General features: G+C 70.4%; 8 protein-coding genes. 1 reads left to right on the top strand and 7 read right to left on the bottom strand.

What is annotated here, in order from left to right; translation table 11 throughout:
- Positions 1 to 213 precede the first annotated feature (213 nt).
- The 7 genes from ACTWQJ_RS41380 to ACTWQJ_RS41350 all read right to left on the bottom strand — a co-directional run bounded on the left by ACTWQJ_RS41380 (position 214) and on the right by ACTWQJ_RS41350 (position 6,903).
- Positions 214 to 507, bottom strand: a complete 294-nt coding sequence (locus ACTWQJ_RS41380) for a hypothetical protein (RefSeq protein ID WP_443311571.1) — start codon at positions 505 to 507, stop codon at positions 214 to 216.
- A complete protein-coding gene (locus ACTWQJ_RS41375; protein WP_443311570.1) occupies positions 504 to 1,553 on the bottom strand; it encodes a helix-turn-helix transcriptional regulator in 1,050 nt (349 codons plus the stop codon). Before ACTWQJ_RS41375 ends, ACTWQJ_RS41380 begins: the two co-directional genes overlap by 4 nt.
- A 19-nt stretch (positions 1,554 to 1,572) precedes the next feature.
- A complete protein-coding gene (locus tag ACTWQJ_RS41370; RefSeq protein ID WP_224736494.1) occupies positions 1,573 to 2,526 on the bottom strand; it encodes a helix-turn-helix transcriptional regulator in 954 nt (317 codons plus the stop codon).
- Between the two features lie 113 nt (positions 2,527 to 2,639).
- The gene (locus ACTWQJ_RS41365; protein ID WP_129796958.1) at positions 2,640 to 3,014 is read right to left on the bottom strand and encodes an FKBP-type peptidyl-prolyl cis-trans isomerase; all 375 of its coding nucleotides are present in this window, start codon (positions 3,012 to 3,014) and stop codon (positions 2,640 to 2,642) included.
- Between the two features lie 122 nt (positions 3,015 to 3,136).
- Complete coding sequence (locus tag ACTWQJ_RS41360) at positions 3,137 to 4,144, bottom strand: FKBP-type peptidyl-prolyl cis-trans isomerase (RefSeq protein ID WP_443311569.1); 1,008 nt, start codon at positions 4,142 to 4,144, stop codon at positions 3,137 to 3,139.
- Between the two features lie 128 nt (positions 4,145 to 4,272).
- Entirely contained in the window at positions 4,273 to 5,634 is a 1,362-nt protein-coding gene (pafA, locus tag ACTWQJ_RS41355; protein ID WP_443311568.1) for a Pup--protein ligase, read from the bottom strand.
- A gap of 9 nt (positions 5,635 to 5,643) precedes the next feature.
- The gene (locus tag ACTWQJ_RS41350; protein ID WP_443311567.1) at positions 5,644 to 6,903 is read right to left on the bottom strand and encodes an MFS transporter; all 1,260 of its coding nucleotides are present in this window, start codon (positions 6,901 to 6,903) and stop codon (positions 5,644 to 5,646) included.
- 117 nt (positions 6,904 to 7,020) lie between these two features.
- On the opposite strand from ACTWQJ_RS41350, the gene ACTWQJ_RS41345 reads away from it, so the two are divergent.
- Entirely contained in the window at positions 7,021 to 8,031 is a 1,011-nt protein-coding gene (locus ACTWQJ_RS41345; RefSeq protein ID WP_443311566.1) for a LacI family DNA-binding transcriptional regulator, read from the top strand.
- Positions 8,032 to 8,061 lie beyond the last annotated feature (30 nt).

Genomic DNA, 8,061 nt, shown 5'->3' with positions numbered 1-8,061 from the left:
TGTCCGGCGGATCAGGTCGCAGGAAGTCGTCGGCACCCTACAAGCGCAGGTGAGCGGGGGCGATGGGGGTCCCCCCGCGCGAGCGAAGCCGAGCGTGGGGGAGTCGGCGACCGACGACAACGCCGGTGGGGGCACCTCCCGCTCGAGCGAAGCCGAGAGTGGGGGAGGGCGTGCCGGCCCCCGCGTCTGCGGCATGATCCGCCGGACAGGCCCTCAAGCCGTGGAGTGCAGCCGCAGGGTGCTGACGCCGCCTCCGGTGAGCAGTTCGACGATGCGCTCGCCGGCCGGCTTGCGCACGGACGCGCCGCACTCGGGGCAGGTGAACGAGTAGAAGGTGGTGCGGCTCGTGGCGCCGATGGCCAGGCGCAGGGCGCTCGCGGTGAGCTCGAAGCGGCCCCGGCAGTCCGGGCAGCCGGCTCTGAACACCACGGGAGTCACGCTTCTCATCCCCGCGAACGCGGACGCCACCGACATACCCCGCACCCCAGACGCCGCCGACTCGCTCAAAGTCCCTGCTCCTGCCCGTCGTGTGCCCGTTGTACTGCCTGCCCCGGATCCGCGGCCCGCGCCTCGAGCCCGTCGTACGCCGCCAGGGCCTCGCGGGCCGCCTGCCGGGCGCTGTCGGCCAGCTCCCGCGGGGCGACGATGCGCCCGTCGCGCCCGAGGCGCAGCGCGAGGCGGCGCAGCGACGCCGGGTCGGGGGTGCGCAGGGTGATACGCAGCCCGCCGTCCGCAAGCTCATCCGCACTGTCGTGGGGGTAGTACTCGGCGACCCAGCGGCCGCCCGGGCCGACCTCGACCACGACCTCCGGGTCCTCGGCCGCGGGCTGCACCAGCCCCTCGGACAGGTCCCGCAGCTCGATCTCCGGCGGCGCGGACGGCTCGTCGAGGACCCTGATCTCGGCGACGCGGTCGAGCCGGAAGGTGCGGCGCGCCTCGGACCGGTAGCACCAACCCTCCACATAGGTGTGACCGACGCTGACCAGGCGGATCGGGTCGACCTCGCGCTCGGTGACCTCGTCGCGGGCCGGCGAGTAGTAGCGGATCCACAGCCGGCGACGCTCCGAGATCGCCCGGTCGACGTCCGCGAACACACCGCCCTCCGACTCGAAGGTCACCGACAGCCGGGAGCTGGCACCGGCCGCCTCACCGGCCGCCGCCTCCACCTTGGCGGTGGCGCGCAGCAGCGCCTGCCGGTCGCTCTCGCGCAGGCCGGGCAGGGTGGAGACGGCACGGGCGGCCACCAGCAGCGCGGTCGCCTCGTCGGCCGCCAGCCGCAGCGGCTCGGCCGCATCCGCCCCGAGGGCGGCGGGGTTGTGCCACCAGATCCGCTCGCCGTCGGTGTCGATGTCGAGCAGGTCACCGCCGCGGAAGCTGGTGCCGCACATGGGCAGTACGTCGAGGTCGGAGACCAGTTCCTCCTCGGTGATGCCGAAGGCGCGGGCGACGTCCTCGACCCGGGCGCCGGGGCGCTCCTTCAGATACGTCACCAGGGAGAGCATCCGCCGGGTCTGGTCGATGGCGTTCGCGGGCCTGACCGGTTTGCCAGCCACTGTCTTCTTCCGCTCCCCCTCAGCCCTTGGCCACGGCACGCAGCCGGTCCACGACATCGGCCCGCAGCTCGGCGGGCTCCACGACCACCACGTCCGGCCCGAACTCCACCAGCCAGGCGTCCAGCCCGTGGCCGTACGGAATTTCCAACTCGTCCCAGCCGTCGCCGAGTTCCCGCACGGAGGTGGCCCTCGCCCGCAGCGGGTACCCCGCACCCGAGCGCAGCCGGATCAGCGCGCTGCGGTCGGCGGTCTCCCCCGCCCAGCTCGCGACGGTCTCCCGGACGGTGACGACATCGGGCACCTCGGCGGTGAACCGGCCACTGCGGGTGCGCACCTTGCCGGTGATCCGGGACAGCCGGAAGACCCGCTCCGCACCGCGATCCCGGTCCCAGCCCGCCAGGTACCAGTGCCCGCGCCAGCACTCCAGCGCCCACGGCTCGACATGCCGGGCCTCGGGGCGGGCGGCCGTGGCCTTGCGGTACTCGAAGGCGACCGGGCGGCGGTCGCGGCAGGCCAGCATCAGCGGCTCGAACGCGGCCTCGTGCACGGGGATACGCGGCTCCAGCGCGCCATGGGCCTCGTACGGGTCGACGTCCTCGGGAAGCCCGGCGGCACGCAGCTTCTGCAGTGCGCCGCTCGCCGCCCCCGCGAGCCTGGCCTGCTGCCAGACCTTGGCGGCGAGCCCGAGGGCCGCGGCCTCCTCGGCGTCGAGGGTGATGGGTGGCAGCCGGTTGCTGTCCCGACGGGCCAGGTAGCCGACCTCGCCGTCGAGGTTCTCCACCGTCTCGATGACCAGTCCGAGCTCGCGCAGATCGTCCTTGTCCCGCTCGAACATCCGGTTGAAGGAGTCGTCGCTGCCCGCTTCGAGATAGGCCTCGATGGACTCCCGAAGCTCGCGCTTGCTGAGCGGTCGCCGTGTCCCGAGCAGACACAGCGCCAGGTTCATCAGCCGCTCGGCCTTGGCAATGGCCATCGACGCCCTTCCCTATGGTGCTTCTGCCGGATGACCGTACCGCTCCGGAGTGTCACGGCAAAAGCCGAGGGCCCATGCCCGAACAGGCATGGGCCCCAGCTGATCACGTCCGATCAGACGGCGACCAGGTCGCAGACGAAGATCAGGGTCTCACCGGGGGCGATACGGCCGCCACCGGCACCGCGGTCACCGTACGCGAGGTGCGCCGGGATGGTCAGCTGGCGGCGGCCACCGACCTTCATGCCCTGCACGCCCTGGTCCCAGCCGGCGATGACCTGACCGACGCCGAGCTGGAACTGCAGCGGCGTGCCGCGGTTCCAGGACGCGTCGAACTCCTCGCCGGTGGAGAAGGCCACGCCCACGTAGTGGACGGAGACGGTGTCGCCCGCCTTGGCCTGAGGCCCGTCGCCCTCCCAGATGTCCTTGATCTCGAGGTCCGCCGGGGGCTCGCCGCCCGGGAAGTCGATCTCGGGCTTCTCGATGCTCACGTCTCTAGCTCCTGCTGGTGTACGACAAGGCAACTCGGACAGTCTTGCATCCCACCGGCGAACACGCCTCGTCGGCCGCCGGTCGAGACCGGTCAAGGCCGGTCACGGCGGCCCGGCCCGTCTCACATCTTGGCCAGGATGTCCACCGAGAAGACCAGCGTGGAGTCCTTCTTGATGTCGCTGCCGCTCGGCGGGTTGTCCCCGTACCCCAGGTCCGGCGGGATGACGATGAGGACGCGGCTGCCGACCTTCTTGCCGGTCAGGCCCTGCGCCCAGCCCTTGACGACCTGCTGGAGCGAGAACGAGGTCAGCGCCTTCCGGCCGTACGTCGAGTCGAACTCCTTGCCCCCGTCCCAGAACACGCCCCGGTACTGCACGAGCACACTGTCCTCGGCGCCCACCTCGGCACCGTCGCCCTCGAGGATGTAGTTCGCCACGAGCTTCGTCGGCGGGTCGGCCTTGGGGATCTCGATGGAGGGCGCCTTGCCGTCCGTGTTCGTGCCGACCTTCGGCACGTCCACGTTGTCCTGCGCGACCTGGGTGCCCTTGGCGGAGCTCTTCGCGTTGAACGTGGCCTGGATGTCGACGACGAAGACCAGCGTGTCGGTGCCCTTGATGCCCGCCTGCGAGTTGCCCTGCTCGCCGTAGCCCCAGGTGGGCGGCACGGACATCTGGACACGGCTGCCGGCCTTCTTGCCGGTCAGCCCATAGCGCCAGCCATCGATGATGCCGCCCGGCGCGAGCTGGATGACCAGCGGCGTCTTGCGGTCGTAGGAGTTGTCGAACACCTTTGCGGTGTCCCAGATCTGGCCGAGGTAGTTGGCCTGGATGTAGTCGTTCTCCGCGACGGTCTGGCCACCGCCCGCGATGACCGTCTTCACCGCAAGGTTCTTGGACGGCTCACCGCTGCCCTTGGCCACCGTCGGCTTCTCGTCGAACTTCGTCCCCGCGGTGATGGCCGGCAGCGGACCGTCCACGATCTTCGGCGGCGGCGCAGCGGACGTCGCGGGAGCCGACGGCGACGCGGTGTCGGTGGCCTCGGCCGAGTCGGCCCCGCCGTCGTCGTCGCCGCATCCGGCGAGCGTGACCAGTCCAGCGGGGACCGCGATGAGAAGTGAGCGTCGGCGCACGGTGGGGGCCTCGTAATCGGTCGATCTTGTTGATGGCGTGCGCGCAACTCTACGGCGTGAGAAGGGCGCCGTACGGTAAACGTACGGCGCCCGTGTTGCGTTCCGGCGATCGGGCCGAAACGCGTTGCTCACATACCGGCGATGAGCTTCTCCACCCGGTCGTCCACCGAGCGGAACGGATCCTTGCACAACACCGTGCGCTGAGCCTGGTCGTTGAGCTTGAGATGGACCCAGTCGACGGTGAAGTCCCGGCGCTGCTCCTGCGCCCGCCGGATGAAGTCGCCGCGCAGCCGGGCCCGAGTGGTCTGCGGCGGAACCGACTTCCCCTCGAAGATCTTCAAGTCGTCGCAGATCCGGGCCGCTTGGCCCTTCTTCTCCAGCAGGTAGTACAGACCACGACGCCGGTGGATGTCGTGGTAGGCGAGGTCTATCTGCGCGACCCGCGGGTGCGACATGGTCATGTTGTGCTTGGCCCGGTACCGCTCCAGAAGCTTGTACTTCATGACCCAGTCGATCTCGGTGTCGATCCGGTCCAGGTCCTCGGCCTCGATCGCGTCCAGCGTGCGACCCCACAGCTCCAGCACCTGCTCCACGGTGCCGGTGCGGATGCCGCGCCGCTCGCAGAAGTCCACGGCCTTCTCGTAGTACTCGCGCTGAACCTCCAGCGCCGAGGCCTCCCGGCCGCTGGCCAGACGCACCTTGCGCCGGCCGGTGATGTCATGACTGACCTCGCGGATCGCCCGGATCGGGTTCTCCAGGGTCAGGTCGCGCATCACCGTGCCCGCCTCGATCATGCGCAGCACCAGGTCGGTGGCGCCGACCTTGAGCAGCATGGTCGTCTCGGACATGTTCGAGTCACCGACGATGACATGCAGCCGCCGGTAGCGCTCGGCGTCCGCGTGCGGCTCGTCACGCGTGTTGATGATGGGCCGGGAACGGGTCGTCGCCGACGAGACACCCTCCCAGATGTGCTCGGCACGCTGACTGACGCAGTACACGGCACCCCGCGGAGTCTGCAGCACCTTGCCCGCGCCGCACAGCAACTGCCTCGTGACCAGGAACGGAATCAGGATGTCCGCGAGCCGGGAGAACTCCCCGTGCCGGGCCACCAGATAGTTCTCATGGCATCCGTAGGAGTTGCCGGCCGAGTCCGTGTTGTTCTTGAAGAGGTAGACGTCGCCCGCGATTCCCTCCTCGTGCAGGCGTCGTTCGGCGTCCACCAGGAGTCCTTCGAGAATGCGCTCGCCGGCCTTGTCGTGGGTGACCAGTTCGATCACGTTGTCACATTCGGGTGTCGCGTATTCCGGATGCGAGCCCACGTCGAGATAGAGGCGGGCGCCGTTCCGCAGAAAGACATTGCTGCTGCGGCCCCATGACACGACACGGCGGAAGAGGTACCGCGCCACCTCGTCAGGAGACAGACGGCGCTGTCCCCTGAACGTGCACGTGACGCCGTACTCGTTCTCCAGCCCGAAAATGCGGCGGTCCATGACTGAACATTACGCCCGATCCCCTGAACTGAAACGGGGTTCGGCAGCACGATTTGGATCATTTTCCGACGCGGCCGCAACGACCGCCCCCCTGGCGGGAGCTGCGAGTACCCGCCCCGTGGCCAGCAGAACCAGCAGAGACACGGCCCCGGCGGCACCCGGCACGGCAAAGCCCCACAGCGCCCCGCCCCACTCGACCACCGGCCCCGCCAGCCCGGTTCCGACCGACGCACCCACCGTGAACGTCGTCACAAGCCAGGAAAACGCCTCGGTGACAGTGCCGCTCGGCGCATGCCGGTCGACGATGACGAACGCGCAGGCGATGGCAGGCGCGAGAAACACACCGGCGAGCGCCGTCAGCGCCGTCATGGCGACAGGACCCGGCATCAGCATCAGCGGCAGATAACACACCGCCAGAAGGCCGACCAGCAGCCTCAGTCGCCGCTCCGGAGCACCCGCCCACCGGCGCGCCCCGTACACGGCACCGCCGACCAGCGCACCGAGCCCCAGGGCCGCCATCAGCCAGCCGTACACCGCATCGCCACCATGGTCGTCCGCATACGACACGGCGGCAACCGTGATGGAACCGAGCGCCACGCCCACGAAAAGGAACGCGGCCAGCAGCACCAGCAGCCCCGGTGAACGCAGCGCACCGAGCCAGTGCGCCTCACGCGGCGCCGAGCGCCACGCGCGCGAGGGCGGCGACACGACCACGGAGAGCGCACCGAGCACCCCGACGACGTTGAGCACAAGCAGCGCGACCTGCGCCGACCACAGCGCTGTGCACAGAGTCACCAGCAGCGGGCCGACCGTGAACATCACTTCCTGCGCCACCGCGTCCATGGCGTACGCGGTGTGCACCTGATCCTCCCTGCGCAGCACAGAGGACCACAGCGCCCGCAGACCGCCCTCCAGAGGCGGGGTGAACAGCCCGGCGCCCGCAACGGCGACATAGGAGAGCGGCAGCACCTCGGTGCCGCTGAAGGCGAACACGGCCATCGCGAGGGCGGACGCGAGCGCCGCGGGCAGCTGGACGCGCGGTTGCCCGTACAGGTCCACCAGCCGGCCGAGCAGAGGCTGACCCACCGCGTTGGCGACGCCGTAGACCGCCGCCAGCGCCCCGGCAAGGCTGTACGAGCCGCCCTCGGCGCGGATGAACAGCACGATCGCGATCGCGGCGGTGGCATTGGGCAGCCGCCCCACCAGCGTGCCGACCAGCAGCCGGGCGGCGTGCCTCGCCCTGAGGATCTCCAGGTATCCCGTGGCCATGTCCCCGCCCTTCCCGCCCAGGTTTTACGTATAACGTCGTCCGTCATACGTACCATGAGCGCTGTCCACACGTCCAGGCCGAGCCCGGACCAAGCCCCGACGAAGGAGCAGGCACAGGTGGCACGAGCCGGCACCCGCCCCACCAGCCGGGACGTCGCCCAGGCCGCCGGCGTCTCCCAGGCCGCCGTCTCCCTGGTCCTGGGCGACAAATGGCGCGGCCGCGTCTCGGAAGCAACCGCACAGCGCGTACGCGAAGCCGCCCGCGAACTCGGCTACCGGCCCAACCTGGCCGCCCGCAACCTACGCCTCGGCCACACCCGCACCGTTCTGCTCGTGGTCCCCGCCCTCACCACCGAGTTCTTCGCCGGCGTCTACACCGGTGCCGCCCGCGTAGCCGCCGAACACGGCTTCGGCGTCGTCCTCTACCCCTCCCCCGAAGGCATCGGCCCCGCCAGAGACCCCTTCGCATCCGCACAGGCCGCCCTCGACGGCGTCATCGCCTCCTCCATGGCCGCAGACGCCCTCACCGCCATCCGCGGCGACCAGCTGCCCCTCGTCATGCTCGACAGCGACCCCGAAGGCAGCCTCGGCGCGGCAACCGTCAACCTCGACATCACCGACGGCATCCGCCAGGTCACCGACCACCTGCTCGGCCTCGGCCACCGCAACTTCCTCCACCTGGCCGCCGACGTGGCCTCCTGGACCTTCGAGATACGCGCCCGGGAACTCGCCGCCCGCATCGCCGCCGTTCCGGGCACGACCATGCGCACGGCCCATGCGCCGATCTCCATCGAGGGCGCCCTGACCGCCGCCGAGGCCGCCCTCAGGCGCCACCCCCCCACCGCGGTCATCTGCGACGACGACAAACTGGCAGCCGGCGCCTACAAAGCGATCCGACGCCTCGGCCTGCGCATCCCCGACGACATCTCCGTCACCGGCCTCGACGACCTGGCCCTGGCCACCGCCATCGACCCCGAGCTGACGACCGTACGCCTGGACGCCGAACTGTTCGGCGAGCGAGGCATGAAGGCCCTGCTGGCGGTCCTGAAGGGCCGCGAGCCCACCGAGGGAGACATTCCCGTCCGGCTGGTCGTACGGGGCTCCACGGCGCCACCACCGGCCCACTGAGACGCCTGTGGGCCCCGGCCGACACCGGCC

Source organism: Streptomyces sp. KR55 (assembly GCF_052245645.1).
GTDB classification, from domain to species: Bacteria; Actinomycetota; Actinomycetes; order Streptomycetales; family Streptomycetaceae; genus Streptomyces; species Streptomyces flavusporus.
This window is presented reverse-complemented; position numbering and strand designations above follow the sequence as displayed.

What these genes read in the sequence shown, in the direction of transcription:
- ACTWQJ_RS41370 (WP_224736494.1), bottom strand. Translation starts at nt 2,526, where the DNA reads ATGGCCATTGCCAAGGCCGAGCGGCTGATGAACCTGGCGCTGTGTCTG.
- pafA (WP_443311568.1), bottom strand. Translation starts at nt 5,634, where the DNA reads ATGGACCGCCGCATTTTCGGGCTGGAGAACGAGTACGGCGTCACGTGC.
- ACTWQJ_RS41350 (WP_443311567.1), bottom strand. Translation starts at nt 6,903, where the DNA reads ATGGCCACGGGATACCTGGAGATCCTCAGGGCGAGGCACGCCGCCCGG.